The organism is Merdimonas faecis (genome assembly GCF_001754075.1).
In the GTDB taxonomy this organism is placed as follows: Bacteria; Bacillota; Clostridia; order Lachnospirales; family Lachnospiraceae; genus Merdimonas; species Merdimonas faecis.
In genome coordinates this window covers 384,365-407,651 of the sequence record NZ_MIEH01000018.1, presented here as the reverse complement: position 1 = coordinate 407,651, position 23,287 = coordinate 384,365, and the positions used below count along the sequence as shown (strand labels likewise).

Below are 23,287 nucleotides of genomic sequence, written 5' to 3'. Positions count from 1 at the left end.
CCTTTCTCTTACTCTGCTCTTTTGTGAAGGGCAGTTTTTTTATATTTAAGGACAGGAGGCGGATACATTGAAGCTGGTAAAGACAGAAGAAGCGGTGGGGCACGTGCTCTGCCATGACATGACGCAGATCATTCCCGGCGTAAGCAAGGGACCAAGGTTCCGGAAAGGACATGTAGTAACAAAAGAAGATATTCCGGTGCTTTTGTCTATGGGAAAGGAACATCTCTATGTATGGGAGAAAACAGAAGGGATGATACATGAGGATGAGGGTGCGCTGCGTCTTCTTGAACTGTGCAAAAATGAGGGTATGCATGCCACCGAAGTAAAAGAGGGAAAGACGGAGCTGATCGCAGATCAGGACGGCCTTTTTCGGGTGGACGCCCTACGGCTGTATGCAGTCAATGATATCGAAGAATTGATGATCGCCACCCGTCATACAGATACAGCTGTGAAGGCGGGGGACAAGCTTGCTGGGATGCGGGTCATTCCCCTGGTGATCGAAGAAAAGAAGCTTGAGGCAGCAAAAGAGGCGGTAAGAACAGAAGAGGAAGGGCCTCTCCTTAGCCTTCTGCCCTGGAAGATAGCGACAGCCGGCCTTATTACCACTGGGAGCGAGGTGGAAAAAGGATTGATCAAAGACCAGTTTTCACCGGTGGTAAAGAGGAAGCTTTCAGATTTTCAGGTTGAGGTTACAGATCACAGGCTCTGCGGAGATGATATGGGAAGGATCACGGAAGCGATCCTGGATATGAAAAAATCCGGGCTGGATCTCATTATCTGTACCGGCGGAATGAGCGTGGATCCGGATGACCGTACGCCAGGAGCCATCAAGGCTTCGGGAACGGATATCGTGACCTATGGCGCTCCGGTACTGCCGGGAGCGATGCTGTGCCTGGGATACTTTGCAGATGGCACACCGGTCATCGGTCTGCCTGGCTGTGTCATGTATGCCAGGGCAACGATTTTTGACCTGCTGCTTCCTAAACTGGTCGCCGGGGTAAGGATTGAAAGAAAAGATATTGTGAAGCTGGGACACGGCGGACTGTGTCTTGGCTGCAGCGAGTGTCACTATCCCGTCTGCCCGTTTGGAAAGCAGGGATAGGAAAATATACAGGAAAAGAGGAAGTCATATGCAGGATGGGCTTGGAAGAACCATTGATTATCTGCGGATATCCATTACAGACCGCTGTAATCTGCGCTGTAAGTACTGTATGCCGGAGGAGGGTGTTCCCTGGCGAGACATGAAAGAAATCCTGACCTATGAAGAGATCGAAACATTCTGCCGGATCGGAGCAGAGCTTGGGATTTCTAAGATCAAAGTCACTGGCGGAGAGCCACTGGTGCGAAAAGGCTGTCCGGGACTGATCCGTAAATTAAAAGAGATACCGGGGATCCGGGAAGTGACCATGACCACCAACGGTGTGCTCCTGGAGGAATATCTGGATGATTTGTGCCATGCCGGACTGGATGCAGTCAATATCAGCCTGGATACACTCTGCCCAGAAGTTTATGAATCCCTGACCGGGAGGCCGTATCTTTTCAAGGTTCAAAAAGGACTGGAGGCGGCGCTTTCACAAGGCTTGAAGGTAAAGGTCAATGTGGTTTTACAGGAAGGGATCAATGACGGAGAATGGAAGAACCTGACAGAGCTTGCGAAAGACGCGCCGCTGGATGTACGGTTTATCGAATTGATGCCCATCGGTTATGGAAAACGAGGAAAAGGGATTGCCGGAGACGAGATCCTTAAAAAGCTTACACAGGATTTCGGGCCGCTTAAGGAGGATGTAGAAATTCATGGTAACGGTCCGGCCAGATATGTACGGATCCCGGGATACAAGGGAAGCGTCGGGTTTATCAGCGCTATGCACGTAAAATTCTGTGACAGCTGCAATCGATTACGGCTGACCTCGACAGGTGAGATCAAGCCCTGTCTGTGTTACGGAGAGTCATTTCCTATAAGGGAGCTATTGCGGACTGGAGATCTGGAAGGCGTACGGGAGATTCTGAAAGAGGCGATCCTGAAAAAACCGGCGGAACACTGCTTTACAGAGCTTGAAAAAATCACAGAGACGAAAAGGATGACAGAAATAGGAGGATAAATAGCATGGGAAAGATTACAGGGATCTGTATCAGCGAAAAGAGAGGAACCAGCAAGCATCCTGTGGATGAGGCGGTGATCCGTGAAGGCTGGGGAATTGAAAACGACGCCCATGGAGGTAACTGGCACCGGCAGATCAGTCTTCTGTCACAGGAAAAAATCGATGCGTTCCGCAGGAAAGGCGCTGAGGTTAAGCCGGGAGCTTTTGGAGAGAATCTGATCGTAGAGGGAATAGATTTTTCCAGTCTCCCTGTCGGGACCAGGTTCCAGATCGGGGATGTCCTTCTGGAACTGACACAGATCGGGAAAGAATGTCATCAGCACTGCCAGATCTATCAGAAGATGGGAGACTGCATCATGCCAAGAGAAGGTGTGTTTTCCCAGGTAGTGAAGGGAGGCAGGATCCGGACCGGGGATGAGATGGAGGTATTGCCGCCGGATGAAAAGCGCCCTTTTACAGCGGCGGTAGTTACACTCAGCGATAAAGGAGCAGCGGGAGAGCGAAAGGATGAAAGCGGCCCGGTCATTGCGGATATGCTAAGAGATGCGGGGTATGAGATCAAAGAGACCCTGCTTTTGCCGGATGGGATGGAGCCTCTTACGCAGGAACTGATCCGTCTTGCAGATCAGCGGCAGGTGGACGTGATCTTTACCACCGGAGGAACTGGATTTTCTCCCAGAGACGTAACGCCGGAAGCGACCATCGCAGTCTGTGACAGGATGGCTGATGGAATCGCAGACGGAATCCGTAACTATTCTATGGGGATCACGAAGCGTGCCATGTTCAGCCGGGCAGTATCCGGACTCCGGAAGAAGACCTTGATCGTCAATCTGCCGGGAAGTCCCAAGGCAGTATGCGAGGCGCTGGAGTTTTTGCTTCCTGAACTTCCTCATGGACTTATGATCCTGCGGGGAACAGCTATGGAATGTGCCAGAAAGTAAGATGCAAAAATAGAAAGAAAAAGTGAAAGAACAAAAGAAGGAGGAGAAAAGATGAAGAAGAAATTGGTATCGGTTTTATTGACGGGTATGATGGTGTTTTCGCTGACTGCATGTGCAGGAGGCGGAAATGAGGAAACCAGTGAGGAAACCACACAGGAAGAAACATCTGAGGATACAGGCGAGACGGATGAACTGGGTGAGACAGAGATTCAGGTATTTATTGCAGCCAGCTTAATTACAGTGATGGAAGAGCTGGCAGAAAAATACAATGAGACTCAGCCAAATGTGACCATTACCTTTAATGCAGACAGCTCAGGCACTCTGCTTACTCAGATCCAGGAAGGATATGAGTGCGATATCTTCTTCTCTGCGGCGCAGAAGCAGATGGACGATCTGGAAGCGGACGGGCTGGTCAAAGAAGGAACCCGTGCCAACGTCGTCAACAATCAGGTGGTCGTTGTGTCTTTGAAGGACAGCGGCACAACGGTGACAGGCCTTGAGAATCTGAACGAGGCTGAAAGCATTGCGCTGGCCGGCGGAAGCGTACCGGTAGGACGGTATACGAGAGAAGCACTGATCTCCCTGGGAACTTTGGACGGTTCGAAAGCTGCAGAGGAATATACCACGGAAGAAGTGTCGGAAGCTCTTGGCGGCGTGGAGATCAGCGAGCAGGACAATGTAAGTAAAGTATTAATGGCAGTAGCGGAAGGCTCCTGTGAAGTGGGAACGACCTATTATTCAGACACCTATGGATATGAGGATGATCTGGAGGTCCTGGAAACAGTCAGCTATGATCTGACCGGAGACGTGATCTATCCGATCTGCCAGGTAGTGAATGAGGAGGCGGATGAACTCCAGGCAGAGGCTGCGGCAGACTTTTATGAGTTTATCTTATCTGATGAAGCAAAAGAAGTATTTGACTCCTATTATTTTGATACGGATGTAGAGCGGTAGCGAGGAAAATAATTATGGATGAAATCCTTAAGATTTTAAGGGAGTTGGACTGGAGTCCGTTATACATTTCATTAAAAACAGGCGTGGTGGCTACCATTATTTCCTTTTTTCTGGGAATCTTTGCAGCGAGAAAGGTAGTGAAGGCAGGGCCAAGAGTCAAGGCCATAGTAGACGGGATCCTGACTCTTCCAATGGTTCTGCCGCCCACGGTGGCGGGCTTTTTCCTCCTGCTTTTATTCAGCCGCAGACGGCCTCTTGGAATCTTTCTCTTTGAAAATTTTGACATCAAAGTGGTGCAGACCTGGCTTGGGTGTATTATTGCGGCGACGGTGATCGCATTTCCTTTGATGTACCGAAATGCCAGGGCGGCCTTTGAGCTGGTGGATGTCAATCTGATCTATGCGGCCAGGACGCTGGGGATGGGAGAAGTGGAAATCTTCTGGAAGGTGGCGGTTCCGGCAGCAGGGCCTGGTATCCTGTCCGGCACCATCCTGACTTTTGCAAGAGCTATGGGGGAATACGGTGCCACCTCCATGCTGGCCGGAAACATTCCAGGGAAAACAGGGACGATTTCCCAGAAGATCGCTATGGTCATCCAGGATGGAGGTTACTTAACGGCGGGTATCTGGGTCGTTATTGTGATGCTGATCGCCTTCGGAATCGTGTTCCTGATGAATCTGGTATCCGGAAAGCACATGAAGCAGACGAAACGGTGGTAGCTTAAGAGGAGATAGAAGACATGTCCATACAGGCAGAAATCAGAAAAACATACGGGGATTTTAAGCTGGATATCAAATTGGACAGTAGCAGTAAAAGGATTGGTATCCTGGGAGCTTCCGGCTGCGGAAAAAGCATGACGCTGAAAAGTATTGCGGGGATCGAGCAGCCGGACAGCGGACGGATCTGTATCGAGGGGAAGACCGTGTATGATTCGGCGCAGAAGATTAACTGGAAGCCTCAGAAGCGAAAGATCAGATATCTGTTTCAAAATTATGCCCTGTTCCCTACCATGACGGTGGAAGCCAACATCGGCGCGGGAGTGCGGGGGACCAAAGCAGAAAAGAAGGAACGGACCAGTGAAATGATCCGGAAATTCCGCCTGGAAGGCTTGGAGTCAAGACTTCCGGGGCAGCTTTCCGGCGGGCAGCAGCAAAGAGTGGCGCTTGCAAGGATCATGGCCTACCGGCCGGAGATGATTCTCCTGGATGAGCCTTATTCGGCGCTGGACGTATATTTAAGAGACCGGCTTCAGCAGGAGATGCAGGAAATGCTGGAGGATTATGATGGGACTGTGATCCTGGTATCTCACAGCAGGGACGAGATCTATAGGTTCAGTCAGGAATTGCTGGTGATGGATCAGGGGACGATCATCCGAAGCGGCAGCGTCAAAGAAATCTTTGCCGATCCGAAGCGGGTGGAAGCGGCCAGGATCAGCGGCTGCAAGAATATTGTGAAAATCCGGAGAGTCGATGCGCATACCATAGATATTCCGGACTGGTGCGTAAGCCTGGTGATGAAAAGAACAGTTCCGGAGGATATTACCCACATTGGTTTCCGTGCCCACGATTTTATTCCGGTATGGGGAGAGAGAAAAGAAAACTGTATTGCCGCAGAGGTAGGCAGTATAGCGGAACTTCCCTTTGAACGGAAATATTTCATAAAAGGTGCGGCCAAGGGGGCAGAGGAGATCTGCTGGTTTGTCCAAAGAGAACTGCTGGGAATTTTAGAGGAAAAAGGGATGCCGGAGTTTCTTGAGATGCCGGAAGAAAAAATATTATTGTTGAAATAATGATTATTTCTTGACCTTAAAGTGACTTTAACCCCTATGATAAAAGAAAAAGGGAGGCGGGGGATATGAAGATCAAGGAAACAGAACGTCTGACCGGGATCCCGGCGGCGAACATCCGGTATTATGAGAAGGAAGGCCTGTTAAAGCCTGGACGCAACAAAGAGAACAACTACCGGGAGTACAGTGAAGAAGACGTCTTGCGGCTACAGCAGATCAAGGTGCTGAGGCTGCTTGGAATCACACTGGATGAGATTAAAGAACTGTATATGCAGGAAGAGACTCTGGAAACAGTGATCGAACACAGACTGTTGCAGATAGAAGAGGAAGAAACCCGGCTGAAAGAGGTGCGGCGAACCTGTGAAAATATCCTGCAGAGCCGGATGGATCTGGAAAGCCTGGATCAAAGTATCCTGGATGGCGACGGAACATTCTGGAAGGAACGGCTGCAAAAGGTGCTTGCAGAGGATATGAGTAAGACTTTGCTTGACCAGAGACAGTTTCATTTTCATATCGGAGGAATGTTGATCTGGGGATATCTTTTGCATCTGGGTGTGACACTTTTAACAAGGAATGTTTTTGACGTGTCCAGGAAAAAATTGTGGATAAAGATATTTGCAAGAGATTTCGCAGGGAGTAACGAGATGATAGATGCAGGGCCTGACGGAGCAGAAATGTTTTTCCTCTTTACAGTAGCGTTCTGTCTGATGATCGGATGCGGCATTGCAGTCTGGTGGTCGGCGAAAATGGCTGTACAGACAGTGGTATTTCATCTCTCAGCGCTTCTTGGCGCACCGATCCTTATGATGGTGACTTCTTTCTTTGCAGGAGAAGAGATGCAGCAGAGTATCTGCAGCTTCCTCCCGGTTTTCTGGGGACTGATAATCGGGTATGTCTTGGTCCTTCTTGTCATCCAGAGAGTTTGGCGGGATTTTTTCCGAAAAACAAGATATCCGGCAGCGGCGGCAATCATCGGCAGCGTCCTGATCGCTTTAATCGGCTGGTTTATGACGGGGCAGCTGATCATGCCGGCAGTGCTGGATATTATATATACCATGTACATTAGCATATTCTGGTCTGTTGCGGACATCGATGCAAAAGGAGACTATACAAGATACTCTGCGGTATTGGCTGCAGAAAGGATTATGAACCCTGTGGCGCTTACCCTTTCCTATTGGAGCAAGTCGAAGACGCCTTTGTGGGTGAACTGGGATCGGTAAAATATCGTGACATTTATACAAGATGCAGATCTGATGTCCATCCATCGGATGGTACAGACAGTCAAGCAGGACAAGGAGGTATCACTGGAGTATATGAAAATTTTGGAACGAGAGCGTATGATTCGAGAAGAGGGAAGAGAAGAAGGAAGAAGGGATGGATATGCCAGCGGAAAAGCAGAACTGATCAGAATCATCCGCAAGAAGAAGGAAAAAGGCATTTCATCTACGGAGACAGCGGGATTTTTGGAAATGAAGGAAGAAGAGATCCGAAAGATATTTTCATTATTGGATGAGGATCCAGATGCTGCAGATCTTGAGATTGCAAGAAAAGCCCTGGGCTTTCCGGAATCTGATAAAGAAGTCTGAAAGAAAGACTGCCGGACAGTGAAATTATAATAATCTCACCCTCCGGCAGTTTTTTCATTTCTAAGAAGCGATATCGTCGTCTTCTTTAGATTCTTTTTCCAGTTCTTTGGCCAGGTTTTTATTAGCTGTGGACAGCATCAGCTTGATACGGTTCAGCTGGTTTACCTCGCTGGCTCCCGGGTCGAAGTCAATCGCCACGATATTGGATTCGGGATAGCGTCTGCGAAGCTCCTTGATAACGCCTTTGCCGACCACGTGATTTGGAAGGCAGGCAAAAGGCTGGGTACAAACGATGTTTGGAGCACCGCTGTGTATCAGTTCCAGCATTTCTCCGGTCAGGAACCATCCTTCACCGGTCTGGTTGCCGAGGGAAACGATGTCCGAAGCCATCTTTCCTAACCCTGCAATGTCTGCCGGAGGATCAAAATGTTTGCTTTCCCGGAAGGCGTCTGAAGCAGGTTTCCGGAACCATTCCAGTGCCTTGATTCCTAAGTTTCCTATGGTAGCCTTGGATTTCTTCATTCCAAGGTGGGATACCTTAAAGTTCTGGTTGTAGAAGCAGTAGAGCAGGAAGTCCAGAAGATCCGGGACTACAGCCTCCGCACCTTCACTTTCCAGAAGCTCTACCAGATAGTTGTTGGCGGCCGGGAGGAATTTTACCAGAATCTCTCCAACCACACCGACACGAGGCTTCTTTATATCCAAAAGCTCGATGTTGTTGTCGAAATCAGCAATGATTTCCCGACAGAGCTTCTTAAATTTCCGTCTGGACGGGTACCCCTGGGAGAGAAAATCAGCACATACCTTTTTCCATTTCCGGTGCATAGCGTCTGTGGAACCAGGAACTGCCTCATAAGGCCGGATCCGGTAAACACATTTCATGAAGATATCTCCGAATACTGCCGCATAGATTCCTCTAAGGGCCAGCATCGGCGTGATCTTAAAGCCAGGATTATCTTCCAGTCCGCTTAAGTTGATGGAGATGACCGGAATGTGTGCATAGCCGGCTTTTTTCAGTGCACGGCGGATAAACCCGATATAGTTGGATGCACGGCATCCTCCGCCGGTCTGGCTGATAATGACAGCAATCTTATCAGTGTCGTATTTGCCGGATAGAATAGCCTCCATGATCTGTCCGACTACCATCAGAGACGGATAGCAGGCGTCATTGTTAACATATTTCAAGCCGACATCCACAGCCTTCTTATTGTCGTTTGGCAGTACCTCGATATGATAGCCGGATGCATTGAAGGCAGGCTCCAGAAGCTCAAAGTGGATCGGTGACATCTGTGGGCAGAGGATGGTGTATTTTTTTCGCATCTCTTTCGTGAATACCACTTTCTCAATAGCGGAAGAGTGGAGCGTACGCTTTTCGTTTCTCTTTTCTCTTACGCGGATCGCCGCAAGAAGAGAACGTACACGGATCCTTGCCGCACCTAAATTGTTGACCTCGTCAATTTTTAGAGAGGTATAAATTTTATCTGAGCCATTCAGGATATCAGCCACCTGATCCGTTGTAACAGCATCCAGACCACAGCCAAAGGAATTCAGCTGGATTAGATCCAGATTTTCTGTTGTCTTGACGTAGTTAGCTGCTGCGTACAGACGGGAGTGGTACATCCACTGGTCCATAACATTTAATGGCCGTTCTACCGGATTTAAGTGGGAGACAGAGTCCTCTGTCAGCACGGCAATATTGTAGGAATTGATCAGCTCCGGCAGTCCGTGATTGACTTCCGGGTCAATGTGATAAGGACGTCCTGCCAGGACAATTCCCCGGTTGCCTGTTTCATTTAAGAACTTGATGGTTTCCTCGCCCTTCTTCCGCATATCCTCGCGGCAGGCAGCAAGCTCGTTCCATGCAGCGTGAACGGCAGATTTAATCTCTTCTGCAGGGATGGAGAATTTCTCCGAAAGTTCATCTACCAGCCGGTAAGAGATCGTTTCTTCGCTCTGGAAAGAGAGGAACGGATGGATAAAGTCCACGTCTCCATTTACAATCGCATCAATATTATTCTTGATGTTCTCCGGATAGGAAGTTACGATCGGACAGTTGTAGTGGTTATTGGCATCCTGGAACTCGTTGCGCTCATAAGGGATGCTGGGGTAGAAAATATGTTTCACTCCCTGGTTGATCAGCCACTGTACATGCCCATGCGCCAGCTTCGCCGGATAACACTCGGATTCGCTGGGGATAGATTCGATACCCAGCTCATAAATCTTTCTGGTAGAGGCAGGGGAGAGCACGACCCTAAACTTCAGCGTGTGGAAAAAGGTAAACCAGAACGGATAGTTCTCATACATATTCAGCACACGCGGAATACCAATGACACCTCTTTTTGCTTCTTCTTCAGAAAGCGGTTCATAATCAAAATATCGTTTCAGTTTATATTCAAACAGGTTCGGAAGCCGGTTGGAAGATTTCTCTTTTCCAAGGCCCCGCTCACAGCGGTTTCCGGTGATAAACTTCCGGCCGCCGCTGAAATGATTGATGGTCAGACGACAGTTGTTGGTACAGCCCTTACACTTGGTCATAGTAGTGGAATACTCCAGTGCCTCGATCTGGTCGATGGAAAGCATGGTCGTACCTTCACAGTCTACATAACGCTCTCTTGCAATGAGGGCAGCGCCAAAGGCTCCCATGATTCCGGCGATATCCGGACGAACTACCTGGCAGTTTGCAATCTTTTCCAGACTTCTTAAAACGGCGTTATTATAAAATGTTCCGCCCTGGACTACGATATGTTTTCCAAGCTCGGAAGCATCCGATACCTTGATGACCTTGAACAGGGCATTTTTAATAACGGAATAAGCAAGACCGGCGGAAATATCCGCAACAGACGCTCCTTCCTTCTGTGCCTGCTTTACCTTTGAATTCATAAATACGGTACAGCGGGTTCCAAGATCAATAGGATGGTTGGCAAACAAAGCCTCGTGGGCAAAGTCCTCCACCGTATAATTCAGTGATTTTGCAAAGGTCTCGATAAAGGAACCGCAGCCGGAAGAGCAGGCCTCGTTGAGCTGAACACTGTCTACCGTCTGGTTCTTGATTTTAATGCACTTCATATCCTGGCCGCCGATATCCAGGATGCAGTCTACATCCGGTTCAAAAAAGGATGCGGCATAGTAGTGGGATACTGTCTCTACCTCTCCTTCATCCAGCAGCAGCGCCGCCTTAATGAGCGCCTCTCCATATCCGGTAGAACAGGAGTGTACGATTTCCACATCCTCCGGCAGCTTGCTGTAGATGTCTTTGATCGCATGGATCGTAGTTCCAAGAGGATCGCCATCATTATTGTGATAAAAAGAATAGAGAAGGGTACCGTCTTCTCCTACGAGAGCGGCTTTTGTGGTGGTGGATCCTGCATCGATTCCCAGGAAGGCCTTCCCCTTATAAGTGTCTAAATCCTTTACCGGCACCTGATGTTTTGCATGGCGCTCTTTAAATTCCTGATATTCTGCTTCGGTGGAAAATAAAGGTTCCATACGGTCCACTTCAAATTCCATCTTTACCTTGCTTTCCAGTCTTGTCTGAAGCTCCTGAAGAGAGATAACCATATCCTTTTTTGAGTTCATGGCAGAGCCGATGGCCGCAAACAGATGGGAATGATTTGGAGCGATGGTATGTTCATCATCCAGCTTTAATGTGCGGACAAACGCCTCTCTTAATTCAGAAAGGAAATGAAGGGGGCCTCCGAGGAAAGCAACGTGTCCCCGGATCGGTTTTCCGCAGGCCAGACCGCTGATGGTCTGATTAACGACTGCCTGGAAAATGGATGCAGCCAGGTCTTCCTTGGAAGCGCCGTCATTGATCAGCGGCTGGATATCCGATTTGGCAAATACACCGCATCTGGCAGCAATAGAATACAATGCATTATAATGCTTTGCATACTCGTTCAGCCCGGAGGCATCTGTCTGCAGAAGAGAAGCCATCTGGTCAATAAAAGAACCGGTTCCGCCGGCACACACGCCATTCATACGCTGTTCTACATTTCCGCCTTCAAAATAAATAATCTTGGCATCCTCACCGCCAAGCTCGATCGCTACATCCGTCTGGGGCGCATAGTCCTGCAGAGCGGTGGAAACGGCGATTACTTCCTGGACAAAGGGAATCCCTAAGTTTTTTGCGAGTGTCAGTCCGCCGGAGCCGGTAATAACCGGTGATGCATAAATGGCGCCAAGCTTATAAACAGCTCTCCCAAGGAGATCAGAGAGAGTTTCCTGAATATTTGCAAAATGTCTTTCATAGTCCGAGAACAGAACCTCTCCGTCCTCGGACAGAATGGCAATTTTTACCGTGGTCGACCCGATGTCGATACCCAACGTATACTGCGTTTTCTGATTCATAACTATGTAACTCCTCATATAACAATCTATGTGTTTCTACTTATTAAATGCGTTTACTATGAAACAACTTGTAACATTATACGACATTATGTTAAAAATGACAATTAAAAATTGTAATGTAAATATAAAAAACCTGTTAAACTTTATTGGCAGAATTGACAAACAAGTGCTAAAAAGGTAGAATGTCTACATGTATGAGAACTGGTAAAATAAGGAGTAATAAGGAGTAAATATATATGAGCCATTGGTTAGACAAACTGGAGCGGAAGATCGGCAGATATGCAATCCCGAATCTGATGAATTACCTGATTGTGCTTTACGTGATCGGATTTGCAGTATTTACGGTTAATCCGCTTTTTTATGTGCGGTATCTGAGTCTGGATCCTGCCATGATCCTGCAGGGACAGGTGTGGAGGATCATCACCTTTGTTATGGTACCTCCGTCTACAAACCTGATTCTTTGTGTTATACTTCTATATGTTTATTATATGCTTGGCAGACAGATGGAAGGGATCCTAGGAACGTTCCGGTTTAACGTATTTATTTTTCAGGGGATTATTCTTCATGTTCTGGGAAGTCTCCTGGTATATGTGGCAACCCGCGGCTCCTATCGGCTCGGACCGGATACACAGTACCTGATCCTGTCCATGTTTTTCCTGTTTGCATTTATGTTTCAGGATGCACAGTTCTTGCTTTATTTTGCTATTCCCATTAAGGGAAAATGGATGGCTATTATTGATGCCTTTTATTTCGCCTATGCGATTGTTCAGGGATTCCTGCCGAACGGTTCTTATGCGATCACATTGGGAGCATTCGTTTCTCTTTTGAATGTATGGCTGTTTTTCCTGAGCAACAGAGGAAGCAATCCTTATTCCCGTAAGGAAAGAAAGCGAAAAAAGGAATATCAGAAAAAGATGCATCATGCGCAGCGTCCGCTGCATTATTATGAAAACGGCGCAAGACACAAATGTGCGGTCTGCGGACGCACGGAGCTTGACAATCCGAGCCTGGAGTTCCGCTATTGCTCAAAATGCAATGGCAACTATGAGTACTGCCAGGATCATTTGTTTACGCACACACACGTGAAATAGAGGAGGACAACTATGAAAAAAACAAAGATTATCTGTACTATGGGCCCGGCAGTCAAAGACGAGGAAACCTTAAGAGGGCTGATCCGCGGCGGCATGGATGTGGCGAGATTTAATTTTTCGCACGGAACACATGAAGAACAAAAAGGACGTATGGATCTGCTCAAAAAGATCCGTGCAGAAGAGAAAGTTCCGGTAGCGATTCTTCTGGATACAAAAGGACCGGAAATTCGTACGGGAACTCTGAAAGACGGAAAGAAAATCATTTTAAAGGAAGGGCAGACATTTGTCCTGACTTCTGAGGAAATTGAAGGAGACGAAAAGAAAGTTTCCATTACTTATGACGGACTGGCAGATGATGTACAGGCCGGCAGCCGGATTCTGATTGATGACGGCCTGATTGAACTGCAGGTAAAAAACAAGAGTGGGAACGAGATTGTATGTACTGTGATCAACGGCGGCGAACTGGGCGAAAGAAAAGGGGTCAATGTTCCCAATGTGCCGGTGCGTCTCCCCGCGATTACAGAGAAGGATAAAGAAGACATCAGGTTTGGTGTGGAGCAGAAGATTGATTTCATCGCAGCCTCCTTTGTACGCAATGCTGAATGTATCCTGGAGATCAAAGCTTATCTTAAGGAACTCCACGCACCGTATATTCCGATTATCGCAAAGATTGAAAATGCGGAAGGAATTCAGAATATTGACGAAATTATCCGCTGTGCAGACGGAATCATGATCGCAAGAGGTGATCTTGGTGTGGAGATCCCGCCGGAAAACGTGCCATACTTACAGAAGCTGATTATCCAGAAATGTAATGATAATTACCGGCCGGTCATTACGGCTACCCAGATGCTGGACTCTATGATCCGCAATCCCCGTCCTACCAGAGCGGAGGTAACAGATGTAGCCAATGCCGTTTATGATGGAACAGATGCAGTAATGCTTTCCGGGGAAACGGCTTCCGGAAAATATCCGCTGGAAGCGCTTCAGATGATGGTGCATATCGTAGAAAATACAGAGGAGCACCTGGATTACGATCTGATCATGCGCAAGGCTGAAGAACAGCGGATGAAGAGTACTTCCAGTGCACTGAGCCATGCGACGGTAACCACGGCCAATAATCTGGGGGCCAAGTGTATTATCGCGCCGACGGCTTCCGGGGCTACGGCCAGAGTCGTGTCAAAGTTTAAGCCAAGAACAGAAATCATCGGTGTTACTCCGAACGAGGAGGTGATGCGCCGCATGCAGATCTACTGGGGCGTAAGGCCGCTGAAGTCTATTGAGTTTACGACGACGGAAGATGTATGCAGTGGTGCGATCGATCTGGTAGTGGCAAAACAGATCGTGGAGACCGGGGATGTTGTAGTATTGACAGCAGGTATCCCCTCGCCGCATTTTTCAGGACAAAAAGAGGGCGTCAGCAATATCATGCGGATCGCTGTGATACAATAATCAGAAATTACTGCGGGATGTCAGAGCATACATAAAGCTCTTTCATCTCGTATTTTCTTATTGGATGTTTTTTCTCAGGGAAAAAGATTGACAGAAAGAGTGACATGCTTTATAGTGTTCCTATAGAGAACCACTAAGAAGGTGCAGATGATGGAAAAGGTTACATTTACAGAACGTTTGATGGAATTTGGATTAACAAGGCAGGAGGCTACTATTTATCAGTGCCTGCTGGGCGAAGGAAAGATGACGGGCTATGAGGTGGCGAAGCAGACGGGCATTTCCAGGTCCAATGCCTATAATTCCCTTGCCAGCATGACGGAAAAAGGCGCTACCTATCTGGTTGAGGAAGGAAATACGAGGAAATATGTGCCGGTACCTGTAGAAGAATTCTGCAAAAACCGAATCCGGCGTATGGAGGAGGCAAGGCAGTGGCTTAAGATCCATGTTCCCAGTGAAAAGACGCATGTGGAAGGCTATATTACGATTGAAGGCGCCAGGAATATCCTGGATAAAATGCGCAATTTGCTGGATAAAGTGGAACAGAGGGTATATATCAGCTGTACCAGAAATTATCTGCTGCTGCTGGTCCGGGAGTTGGAGGAACTAAAAAGAGCCGGTAAAAAGGTCGTGATCGTCACGGATCAGCCGGTGACCTTCAGCGGCGCCAAAGTTTATGTGGGCAAAAGCAGAGGCATGCAGATCGGCGTGATCGCGGATTCCAGGTATGTATTGACCGGAGAATATGGAGAGGGCAGTATGAATACCTGTCTGTATTCCGGACAGAAAAATTTTGTTGAGCTGTATAAAACAGCGCTTGGAAATGAAATCAAACTATTAACAATACAAGAGGAGAAAAATAAGGCATGAAAAAAGAAACATTTGTGACAAAAGAGCAGTTAGAGAGGATTGTACAGGATTATCCGACTCCTTTCCATCTCTATGACGAGAAAGGGATCCGAAGGAACATGAAGGCTTTAAGAGACGCATTTTCCTGGAATCCTGGATTCAGAGAGTATTTTGCGGTAAAGGCAACGCCTAACCCGTTTCTGATCAATATTTTAAGAGAATATGGCTGTGGCTGCGACTGCTCTTCCATGACCGAACTGATGCTTTCTGATGCGATTGGAGCCAGGGGAGAAGAAATTATGTTTTCTTCTAATGACACACCGGCAGAAGAATTTGTATATGCAGACAAATTGGATGCGGTCATCAATCTGGACGATTTTACTCATATTGATTATCTGGAAAAGGCTATTGGACATATTCCGGAGACTATCAGCTGTCGCTACAATCCGGGCGGGCTTTTCAAGATCAGCAATGACATTATGGACAATCCGGGGGATGCAAAATATGGCATGACCACGGAGCAGCTTTTTGAGGCATTCAGGATCCTGAAAGGAAAGGGTGCTAAGGAATTTGGAATCCATGCATTTCTGGCCAGCAATACGGTGACAAATGAATATTATCCCATGCTGGCGAAGATCCTTTTTGAAGTGGCGGTAAAGCTTCAGAAGGAAACCGGTGTACATATTAAATTTATTAATCTTTCCGGCGGAATTGGAATCCCGTATACACCGGACCAGGAGCCCAATGATATCCGGGCGATCGGGGACGGCGTGCGCAGGGTCTATGAAGAAGTGCTGGTTCCTGCAGGAATGGGAGATGTGGCAATCTACACGGAGCTTGGTCGTTTTATGATGGGGCCGTATGGATGTCTGGTGACAAAAGCGATCCATGAAAAACATACATATAAGGAATATATCGGCGTAGATGCCTGTGCGGTGAATCTGATGCGTCCGGCTATGTACGGCGCATATCATCATATCACTGTGGCGGGGAAGGAAGATGCACACTGCGACCATAAATATGATGTTGTGGGATCTCTTTGCGAGAATAATGATAAATTTGCAATCGACCGGATGCTTCCGAAGATTGATACAGGTGATCTTCTGATCATCCACGATACAGGAGCACACGGCTTTTCCATGGGATACAATTACAATGGAAAGCTGAAATCAGCAGAGCTGCTTCTGAAAGAAGACGGGACCGTACAGCTGATCCGGAGGGCTGAGACGCCGGCAGATTATTTTGCCACGTTTGACTGCTTTGAAATCGGGAAAAAGCTGATTGAAAAATAGACAAAAAAGATATCAGAAAGGCTCTTTGAAAAATCAAAGAGCCTTAATTCTTGAAAAGAAAAAGCTCTCTAGCCTGAAACTAAAGAGCTGAATCTGTTAATGCCGCTGGCCGGACTCGAACCGGCACGGATCGCTCCGCGTGATTTTGAGTCACGTGCGTCTGCCAATTCCGCCACAGCGGCATACATTTTGCCGTAACAAATTTTATTATAAGGGCTAACTTCTGGGATGTCAATAAAATTTTGTATTTAATTTCCGGCGGAAATGGGGTATACTGGGATAAAATGATAGAAAGTGTCAGAAAGGATGTGGACAAGATGGGATTTAAAACAGATATTGAAATCGCACAGGAAGCAGAGATGGAGGTAATCAATGAAATTGCAGATTCGCTGGGGATTCCGGATCAATATGTAGAAAATTACGGAAAATATAAGGCAAAAATTGATTACCGGTATTACAACGAAGCCTTAAAGGATCGACCGGATGCTAAGGTGGTGCTGGTAACCGCTATTAATCCGACGCCTGCCGGGGAAGGAAAGACCACCACGACCATCGGTGTGGCAGACGCACTGAACCGTATGGGCAAAAAGACTATGGTTGCATTAAGAGAGCCTTCCCTGGGACCGGTATTTGGAGTTAAAGGAGGAGCGGCCGGAGGCGGATATGCCCAGGTAGTTCCGATGGAAGACATCAACCTTCACTTCACCGGTGATCTTCATGCTATCGGTGCGGCCAACAACCTGATCGCTGCCATGCTGGATAATCATATCCATCAGGGAAACGCGCTGGATATTGATACGAACCGGGTAACATGGAGACGCTGCGTGGATATGAATGACCGCCAGCTCCGCAATATTGTAGACGGATTAGGACCGAAAGCAGATGGGGTTACCAGACAGGATGGATTTGATATCACGGTGGCTTCTGAGATCATGGCCGTGTTCTGTCTCGCCAGTGATGTTATTGATCTGAAAGAGCGGGTAGCAAGGATTATCGTGGCTTACTCCAGAGACGGACGCCCGGTGACAGCCGGAGATATTCATGCAGAGGGGGCTGTGGCAGCGCTTCTCAAGGACGCTCTGAAGCCGAATCTGGTACAGACACTGGAAGGAACTCCTGCGTTTGTCCATGGAGGACCTTTTGCGAATATCGCACATGGATGCAACAGCGTGATCGCTACGAAGATGGGAATGAAGCTTGCGGACTATATGATCACAGAAGCCGGATTCGGTGCGGATCTTGGTGCGGAAAAGTTCCTGGATATCAAATGCCGGATGTCAGGAGTCCGTCCTTCGGCAGTGATTATTGTAGCAACGATCAAAGCGTTGAAATATAATGGCGGAGTAGCAAAGGCAGACCTGCAGGAAGAAAATCTGGAGGCCCTGGAAAAGGGAATCCCGAATCTTCTGAAACATGTAGAAAATATTACGCAGGTCTTTAAGCTTCCGGCAGTAGTAGCAATCAACCGTTTTCCGACTGACACGGAAGCAGAGATCCGTCTGGTCCGTGAAAAATGCGAGGAGCTGGGCGTAAACGTAGCGCTTTCCGAGGTATGGGCAAAAGGCGGCGCCGGCGGCGAAGAACTGGCAGAAGAAGTGGTACGCCTGTGTGACACAGAAAGCCACATGGAATTTGCATATGATACAGAGTGCTCTATAAAAGAAAAGATCGAAGCGATTGCCCGGAAGATCTATGGCGCTGATGGCGTAGATTATGCACCAAAGGTAGAACGGGAAATCCGTACACTGGAGAGTATCGGACTTGGAAACCTGCCGATCTGTATGGCAAAGAACCAATATTCCCTGACAGACGATGCGAAAAAGCTTGGAAGGCCGGAGGGCTTCCGGATTACAATCCGGGATATCACTGCCTCTGCCGGAGCAGGCTTCCTGGTCGCTCTTACCGGAGATATTATGAAAATGCCGGGGCTTCCGAAGGTGCCCGCAGCAGAGAAGATTGATGTCAATGCGGACGGGGTGATCTCCGGATTATTCTAAGCGCAGATAACCAGCTGAATTGCTGGTAAGAATAAGAAGAGGCAAGAAAGAAGGGAGAAAACAGATGATGCTAGAAAAGAAAATGACAGATTTCCTGGAGGTCCTGTCTTCGAAAGAGCCCGTACCCGGCGGAGGCGGCGCCTCTGCCGCGGTCGGCGCCTTTGCCGCCGCTTTGGGGATGATGGTCACGAACCTGACGGTGGGAAAGAAAACATATGCTGCAGTGGAAGAAGAGATCCTTGGAGTCAGGGAACGACTCGAAAAAATCCGGGATCAGCTGGTGGTGCTTGCCGACCGGGACGCCGAGGCTTTCGAGCCTCTTTCCAAAGCCTATGGCATGCCGAAAGAAACAGAAGAACAGAAAGCAGAAAAAGAACGTGTTATGGAGAACGCTCTTTATGAGGCCAGCGTAGTACCCCTTCAGATCATGGAGACAGTTAAGACGGCGATGGATGAGCTGGAGCTCCTGGAAGAGAAGGGCAGCCGGATCGCGGTCAGTGACGCAGGTGTGGGGATCCTGTTTGCCCAGGCGGCGCTGGAGGGCGCGTCTTTGAATATCTTTATCAATACCCGGATGATGAAAGACCGGATGAAAGCAGAGGATCTGAACCGCCGGGCGGATGAACTGATCAAAGAAGGCACGTCCCAGAAAAACAGAATTTATGAAAACGTATTGAAAAAAATAAGATAGCAGGAGGAAAGACCAATGAGTACAACCATGAAGGGCGCGGAAGTGGCGAAAGCCATGAAAGAGACGCTGATCCGCGAGGCAGAGGCATTGAAGGAAAAGGGAATCCTCCCCTGTCTTACGATCATCCGGGTCGGAGCCAGACCGGATGACCTGGCCTATGAAAGAGGCGCAAAAAAAAGAATGGAACTGATCGGTATCGAATGTCGGGTGCGTGAGCTTCCGGAGGACATCAGCCAGAGGGAGTTTGAGAAAGAATTCCAGAAGATCAACCAGGATCCGTCGGTCCATGGAATTCTTTTGTTCCATCCGCTTCCGGATCATCTGGATGAGAAGCCGGTAAAGTCTATCATTCATCCATATAAGGATGTGGATTGCATGAGCGATGTTAACATAGCTAAGGTTTTTGCCGGGGATGAGACTGGATTTGCACCTTGTACCGCAGAGGCAGTGGTAAGGATGCTGGATCATTACGGCATTGATCCAAAAGGCAGAAAGGTTACAGTTGTGGGGCGCAGTATGGTGGTGGGGAAACCACTGGCTATGCTGCTTTTGGACCGCCATGGGACGGTGACACTTTGCCACACACGTACGGCGGATCTGGAAGAGGAGTGCAGAAAGGCACAGATCCTGGTTGCGGCGGCCGGGAAAGCCGGCATGATCACAGAAGCGATGACAGGACAGGACGCAGTCGTTGTGGATGTCGGAATCAATGTGGATGAGAACGACAGACTGTGCGGGGATGTGGATTTTGATGCGGTGGAGCCTCGCGCATCCTATATCAGCCCGGTGCCCGGCGGTGTAGGAAGCGTGACTACCTCAGTACTGGCGGCGCATGTGCTTCGGGGAGCCCGTTATCTGAATTCGATATTCGTCTGATGAGATGGAGGCGGAATATTATGAGAGAAAGTGCTCGGATTTTTTTTCGTGCCGTGGCGGCAGGTATTGCCATCGCCATTGGCGGCACGGTATATTTGTCTGTAGAAAATAAGATTGCGGGATCACTGTTTTTTACGGTTGGGCTGTATGCCATAGTTTTGAATGGTCTGAATCTGTATACGGGGCGGATCGGTTATCTGGTGGAGCAGAAAGAAAAACGATCATATATCTGGCTGCTTTTTCTGACATGGCTCGGCAATCTTGCAGGCACTTCTCTTGCAGCCGTCTGCCTTTTTGCAGTAAGGATTTCATCTTCGATTGAAGAGCAGGCAAGGACGGTTTGCGAGACAAAGCTTGGGGACTCGGTCTTCAGCATTTTTATCCTTGCTGTCTTCTGCGGCATCCTGATGTATGTGGCGGTAGATGGATTCAAAGAGAAGGGAAATCCGATAATTTTATTCCTGTGTGTCAGTGTGTTTATCCTGGCTGGATTTGAACACTGTGTAGCAAATATGTTCTATTTTACACTGGCAGGAGTGTGGAGCGGCAGAACCTTTATCTATCTTCTTATCATGACCCTGGGGAACAGCCTGGGAGGTATGCTGATCCCTGCGGTAAAAAAGATATAAGATCAACTTATCCCTTTTAAAAATTGTCGATTTGGTGTATAGTAAAAGATAGCTCTAAATTTAGGATGGAGAAGTTGATTATGAGTCAAAAGATTGTATTGATAGACGGCCATAGTATTTTGAACCGAGCGTTCTACGGGCTTCCGGATCTCACGAATTCCGAGGGCCTTCATACTAATGCCGTCTATGGTTTTCTGACCATTTTATTTAAAATATTGGAAGAAGAGACACCGGATTATCTGACGGTGGCTTTTGACGTGCATGCGCCTACCTTCCGGCACGAGATGTATGCAGATTATAAGGGAACCAGAAAGCCAATGGCGGAAGAACTCCGTCAGCAGGTTCCTGTGATGAAAGAAGTCTTAAAGGCTATGGGGATCAAGACTATCGAGTGTGCCGGGCTGGAGGCGGACGACCTCCTGGGAACGCTGTCGAGACGCTGTGAGTCAGAAGGCATGGAAGTGTCGGTGATCTCCGGCGACCGGGATCTTCTGCAGCTTGCCACAGAGCATGTAAAGATCCGGATTCCGAAGACAAAGCAGGGACGCACCGAGGTGGAAGATTATTATGCAGAGGACGTCAAGGAGAAATACCAGGTGACTCCTTCGGAGTTCATTGATCTGAAGGCGCTGATGGGAGACTCCTCTGACAACATTCCGGGAGTCCCGGGCATCGGAGAAAAGACAGCGACAAAGATTATTACGGAATATCATTCTATTGAAAATGCGCATGAGCATGCAGACGAAATCAAGCCTCCCAGAGCGTCCAGTGCCATGAAGGAGCACTGGGATCTGGCGGTGATGAGCAAAGAGCTTGCCACCATCAATGTCCATGCGGATTTCCCCTACGAGCTTTCAGAGGCAAAGCTTGAAAATATTTATACAGAAGAAGCTTATGCTTATTTCCAGAAGCTTCAGTTCAAAAATCTGCTTTCGCGGTTTGATGTGAAGGCTCCGGCTAATCAGATCGAGGATTTCTTTACAGAGATCACGGACCGCAAAAAGGCAGAAGAGATTCTGGACAAAGCAGCCGGAGCGGCCTGCATCGGCGCCTGCATCTTTAAGGATACAGAGCAGGTGCTCCCATTGTTTGCAGACCAGGCAGAGCTTGGAGGGATCGGGATCAGTTTTTCACCGGAAGACACCTATTGTATCCGTACGGGGGAAAAGATCAGCGCTTCCTGGCTTTTGGAACAGCTCTCCAGGATTGCAGGAACAACGAGCAGATTTTCCGTATTTGATCTGAAAGCGGATCTTCCCTACCTTCAGATTAAAAAAGAAGAGAACTGTTTTGATATGGCTGTGGCTGCCTATCTGCTGGATCCTTTGAAAAGCCATTATGATTATGAGGATGTGGCAAGAGAACACCTTGGATTAATGATTGAAGATAAATCAGAGTTATATATTAAGGTCTGTTATGAGGCGTATACAGCCAGAGAGGCATCAGATATCCTGATGAAACGTCTGGAAGAAGCACAGATGGACAGGTTGTTTATGGAAATAGAAATGCCGCTGGTGTTTACGCTTTTTGATATGGAGCAAAACGGCGTAAAGATCAATTCCGGCGCATTGAAGGAATATGGCGATCAGCTGGCTGTTCATATCAGCATGCTGGAACAGGAGATATATGACGCGGCGGGAGAAACCTTCAACATCAATTCGCCCAAGCAGCTGGGGGTGATCCTCTTTGAAAAGCTTAAGATCCCCGGCGGGAAAAAGACAAAGACCGGCTATTCTACAGCGGCAGATGTGCTGGAGAAGCTGGCGCCGGATTATCCGGTCATTGCAAAGGTTCTGGAATACCGGCAGTATGCAAAGCTTAAGTCTACTTATGCAGACGGACTGGCTAACTTTATTGCAGATGACGGAAGAATACACGGAAAATTCAACCAGACCATCACTGCCACCGGAAGGATCAGCAGTACAGAGCCAAATCTTCAGAACATTCCGGTGAGGACCGAGCTGGGCAGGATGATCCGCAAAGTATTTGTTCCGGAAGATGGATGTGTATTTGTGGATGCAGATTATTCCCAGATAGAGCTTCGGGTACTGGCGCACTGCTCGGGTGACGCCCATCTGATCGAGGCATACCGGGAAGCAAAGGACATTCACAGGATTACGGCGTCTCAGGTGTTTCACATTCCTTTTGAAGAGGTGACCGATCAGCAGCGCAGAAATGCCAAGGCGGTTAACTTTGGGATTGTCTACGGCATCAGCTCCTTTGGCCTGAGCCAGGATTTGAGCATTACCAGGAAAGAGGCGGCAAAATACATTGATGATTATTTTCATACCTATCCGGGAATTAAAACTTTTCTGGATGATGCAGTGACACATGCGAAGGAACAGGGCTATGTGGTGACATTATTTGGAAGACGCCGTCCGGTGCCGGAGCTTTCTTCCAGCAATTTTATGCAGAGATCCTTCGGAGAACGGGTTGCCATGAACTCGCCGATCCAGGGGACGGCGGCAGATATCATTAAGATTGCCATGACCTCTGTGAACCACAGACTTAAGGAGGAGAAACTGGATTCACGTCTGGTGCTCCAGGTTCATGACGAACTGCTGATAGAGGCCAGAAAGACGGAGGTGGAGCAGGTAGAAAAAATCCTCCGTGAAGAAATGGAACATGCGGCTTCACTGGATGTGCCGCTTGAAATAGATATGCATACAGGAGATAATTGGTACGAAGCAAAGTAAGAGGTGG

At 48.2% G+C, this 23,287-nt stretch carries 18 protein-coding genes and 1 tRNA gene; 17 read left to right on the top strand and 2 right to left on the bottom strand.

All coding sequences use genetic code 11. From position 1 onward, the window contains the following. Positions 1 to 67 precede the first annotated feature (67 nt). The 8 genes from BKD12_RS10750 (at position 68) to BKD12_RS10715 (ending at position 7,366) form a co-directional block, all read left to right on the top strand. Positions 68 to 1,102 carry a molybdopterin-binding protein gene (locus BKD12_RS10750; protein ID WP_070089307.1) on the top strand — a complete coding sequence of 345 codons (1,035 nt, stop codon included), beginning with the start codon at positions 68 to 70 and terminating at the stop codon, positions 1,100 to 1,102. Between the two features lie 28 nt (positions 1,103 to 1,130). Then, positions 1,131 to 2,099 carry a GTP 3',8-cyclase MoaA gene (gene moaA, locus BKD12_RS10745; RefSeq protein ID WP_070089306.1) on the top strand — a complete coding sequence of 323 codons (969 nt, stop codon included), beginning with the start codon at positions 1,131 to 1,133 and terminating at the stop codon, positions 2,097 to 2,099. 5 nt (positions 2,100 to 2,104) lie between these two features. After that, entirely contained in the window at positions 2,105 to 3,040 is a 936-nt protein-coding gene (locus tag BKD12_RS10740; RefSeq protein ID WP_070089305.1) for an MOSC domain-containing protein, read from the top strand. A 51-nt stretch (positions 3,041 to 3,091) separates the two neighbouring features. Continuing rightward, the gene (gene modA, locus BKD12_RS10735; RefSeq protein WP_070089304.1) at positions 3,092 to 3,994 is read left to right on the top strand and encodes a molybdate ABC transporter substrate-binding protein; all 903 of its coding nucleotides are present in this window, start codon (positions 3,092 to 3,094) and stop codon (positions 3,992 to 3,994) included. Between the two features lie 14 nt (positions 3,995 to 4,008). Then, positions 4,009 to 4,713 carry a molybdate ABC transporter permease subunit gene (gene modB / locus BKD12_RS10730; RefSeq protein WP_070089303.1) on the top strand — a complete coding sequence of 235 codons (705 nt, stop codon included), beginning with the start codon at positions 4,009 to 4,011 and terminating at the stop codon, positions 4,711 to 4,713. Between the two features lie 20 nt (positions 4,714 to 4,733). Further along, positions 4,734 to 5,783 carry a sulfate/molybdate ABC transporter ATP-binding protein gene (locus tag BKD12_RS10725; protein ID WP_070089302.1) on the top strand — a complete coding sequence of 350 codons (1,050 nt, stop codon included), beginning with the start codon at positions 4,734 to 4,736 and terminating at the stop codon, positions 5,781 to 5,783. A 65-nt stretch (positions 5,784 to 5,848) separates the two neighbouring features. Beyond that, a complete protein-coding gene (locus BKD12_RS10720) occupies positions 5,849 to 7,000 on the top strand; it encodes a MerR family transcriptional regulator (protein ID WP_070089301.1) in 1,152 nt (383 codons plus the stop codon). A gap of 6 nt (positions 7,001 to 7,006) precedes the next feature. Next, complete coding sequence (locus BKD12_RS10715) at positions 7,007 to 7,366, top strand: hypothetical protein (RefSeq protein ID WP_141736943.1); 360 nt, start codon at positions 7,007 to 7,009, stop codon at positions 7,364 to 7,366. Between the two features lie 60 nt (positions 7,367 to 7,426). Here the strand turns inward: BKD12_RS10715 and BKD12_RS10710 are convergent, their stop codons facing one another. Next, entirely contained in the window at positions 7,427 to 11,713 is a 4,287-nt protein-coding gene (locus BKD12_RS10710; RefSeq protein ID WP_070089299.1) for a 2-hydroxyacyl-CoA dehydratase, read from the bottom strand. 236 nt (positions 11,714 to 11,949) lie between these two features. On the opposite strand from BKD12_RS10710, the gene BKD12_RS10705 reads away from it, so the two are divergent. The 4 genes from BKD12_RS10705 (at position 11,950) to BKD12_RS10690 (ending at position 16,391) form a co-directional block, all read left to right on the top strand. After that, complete coding sequence (locus tag BKD12_RS10705) at positions 11,950 to 12,804, top strand: hypothetical protein (RefSeq protein ID WP_070089298.1); 855 nt, start codon at positions 11,950 to 11,952, stop codon at positions 12,802 to 12,804. A gap of 12 nt (positions 12,805 to 12,816) precedes the next feature. Continuing rightward, positions 12,817 to 14,253: a pyruvate kinase gene (gene pyk, locus BKD12_RS10700; RefSeq protein ID WP_070089297.1), complete on the top strand. Its 1,437-nt coding sequence runs from the start codon at positions 12,817 to 12,819 to the stop codon at positions 14,251 to 14,253. A 150-nt stretch (positions 14,254 to 14,403) separates the two neighbouring features. Next, positions 14,404 to 15,120 (top strand): TrmB family transcriptional regulator, encoded by a 717-nt coding sequence (locus tag BKD12_RS10695; RefSeq protein ID WP_070089296.1) that lies wholly within the window; start codon positions 14,404 to 14,406, stop codon positions 15,118 to 15,120. Continuing rightward, positions 15,117 to 16,391: a diaminopimelate decarboxylase gene (locus tag BKD12_RS10690; RefSeq protein ID WP_070089295.1), complete on the top strand. Its 1,275-nt coding sequence runs from the start codon at positions 15,117 to 15,119 to the stop codon at positions 16,389 to 16,391. Before BKD12_RS10695 ends, BKD12_RS10690 begins: the two co-directional genes overlap by 4 nt. Before the next feature lie 100 nt (positions 16,392 to 16,491). Here BKD12_RS10690 and BKD12_RS10685 read toward each other — a convergent pair. Next, a tRNA-Leu gene (locus BKD12_RS10685) sits at positions 16,492 to 16,573 on the bottom strand. Between the two features lie 135 nt (positions 16,574 to 16,708). Here BKD12_RS10685 and BKD12_RS10680 point away from each other — a divergent pair. From BKD12_RS10680 to polA, 5 genes are all read left to right on the top strand, one after another. After that, entirely contained in the window at positions 16,709 to 18,388 is a 1,680-nt protein-coding gene (locus tag BKD12_RS10680; protein ID WP_070089495.1) for a formate--tetrahydrofolate ligase, read from the top strand. A gap of 64 nt (positions 18,389 to 18,452) precedes the next feature. Beyond that, complete coding sequence (locus BKD12_RS10675; protein WP_070089294.1) at positions 18,453 to 19,079, top strand: cyclodeaminase/cyclohydrolase family protein; 627 nt, start codon at positions 18,453 to 18,455, stop codon at positions 19,077 to 19,079. 15 nt (positions 19,080 to 19,094) lie between these two features. Further along, positions 19,095 to 19,955 (top strand): bifunctional 5,10-methylenetetrahydrofolate dehydrogenase/5,10-methenyltetrahydrofolate cyclohydrolase, encoded by an 861-nt coding sequence (locus tag BKD12_RS10670; RefSeq protein ID WP_070089293.1) that lies wholly within the window; start codon positions 19,095 to 19,097, stop codon positions 19,953 to 19,955. A 20-nt stretch (positions 19,956 to 19,975) separates the two neighbouring features. Continuing rightward, complete coding sequence (locus BKD12_RS10665; protein ID WP_070089292.1) at positions 19,976 to 20,584, top strand: formate/nitrite transporter family protein; 609 nt, start codon at positions 19,976 to 19,978, stop codon at positions 20,582 to 20,584. A gap of 80 nt (positions 20,585 to 20,664) precedes the next feature. Beyond that, positions 20,665 to 23,280, top strand: coding sequence for a DNA polymerase I (polA, locus tag BKD12_RS10660; protein WP_070089291.1), 2,616 nt, complete (start codon positions 20,665 to 20,667; stop codon positions 23,278 to 23,280). Positions 23,281 to 23,287 lie beyond the last annotated feature (7 nt).

Bases quoted from the DNA above. Each gene is read 5' to 3' on its own strand.
- polA (WP_070089291.1), top strand. From the start codon at position 20,665: ATGAGTCAAAAGATTGTATTGATAGACGGCCATAGTATTTTGAACCGA.
- BKD12_RS10740 (WP_070089305.1), top strand. From the start codon at position 2,105: ATGGGAAAGATTACAGGGATCTGTATCAGCGAAAAGAGAGGAACCAGC.
- BKD12_RS10680 (WP_070089495.1), top strand. From the start codon at position 16,709: ATGGGATTTAAAACAGATATTGAAATCGCACAGGAAGCAGAGATGGAG.
- BKD12_RS10720 (WP_070089301.1), top strand. From the start codon at position 5,849: ATGAAGATCAAGGAAACAGAACGTCTGACCGGGATCCCGGCGGCGAAC.
- BKD12_RS10695 (WP_070089296.1), top strand. From the start codon at position 14,404: ATGGAAAAGGTTACATTTACAGAACGTTTGATGGAATTTGGATTAACA.
- modB (WP_070089303.1), top strand. From the start codon at position 4,009: ATGGATGAAATCCTTAAGATTTTAAGGGAGTTGGACTGGAGTCCGTTA.
- BKD12_RS10675 (WP_070089294.1), top strand. From the start codon at position 18,453: ATGATGCTAGAAAAGAAAATGACAGATTTCCTGGAGGTCCTGTCTTCG.
- BKD12_RS10665 (WP_070089292.1), top strand. From the start codon at position 19,976: ATGAGAGAAAGTGCTCGGATTTTTTTTCGTGCCGTGGCGGCAGGTATT.
- moaA (WP_070089306.1), top strand. From the start codon at position 1,131: ATGCAGGATGGGCTTGGAAGAACCATTGATTATCTGCGGATATCCATT.
- pyk (WP_070089297.1), top strand. From the start codon at position 12,817: ATGAAAAAAACAAAGATTATCTGTACTATGGGCCCGGCAGTCAAAGAC.
- modA (WP_070089304.1), top strand. From the start codon at position 3,092: ATGAAGAAGAAATTGGTATCGGTTTTATTGACGGGTATGATGGTGTTT.
- BKD12_RS10725 (WP_070089302.1), top strand. From the start codon at position 4,734: ATGTCCATACAGGCAGAAATCAGAAAAACATACGGGGATTTTAAGCTG.
- BKD12_RS10670 (WP_070089293.1), top strand. From the start codon at position 19,095: ATGAGTACAACCATGAAGGGCGCGGAAGTGGCGAAAGCCATGAAAGAG.
- BKD12_RS10690 (WP_070089295.1), top strand. From the start codon at position 15,117: ATGAAAAAAGAAACATTTGTGACAAAAGAGCAGTTAGAGAGGATTGTA.
- BKD12_RS10710 (WP_070089299.1), bottom strand. From the start codon at position 11,713: ATGAATCAGAAAACGCAGTATACGTTGGGTATCGACATCGGGTCGACC.
- BKD12_RS10705 (WP_070089298.1), top strand. From the start codon at position 11,950: ATGAGCCATTGGTTAGACAAACTGGAGCGGAAGATCGGCAGATATGCA.